Source organism: Paenibacillus sp. USHLN196 (genome assembly GCF_037144955.1).
GTDB classification, from domain to species: Bacteria; Bacillota; Bacilli; order Paenibacillales; family Paenibacillaceae; genus Paenibacillus; species Paenibacillus xylanexedens_C.
This window is the reverse complement of the sequence record NZ_JBBCYH010000086.1, coordinates 1-219: the sequence shown is the minus strand read 5'-3', so window position 1 is coordinate 219 and position 219 is coordinate 1. Positions and strand designations below refer to the sequence as shown.

General features: G+C 50.2%; 1 rRNA gene. It reads left to right on the top strand.

Features of this window, described 5'->3' with window-relative positions:
* A 23S ribosomal RNA gene (locus WFI24_RS34670) occupies positions 1–219 on the top strand; the annotation flags it as partial.

Here is a 219-nt window from a genome sequence, read left to right as displayed (position 1 = left end):
CCGAAAGGCGTAGTCGAAGGACAACAGGTCGAAATTCCTGTACCACCGTAAGCCGTTATGAGCAATGGGGGGACGCAGTAGGGTAGTGACGCAGACTGATGGATGTCTGTCTAAGCAGTAAGGCTGATGTGTAGGCAAATCCGCACATCGTAAGGCTGAGCTGTGATGGGGAGTGAAAATTACAGTAGCGAAGGTCATGATCTCACACTGCCAAGAAAA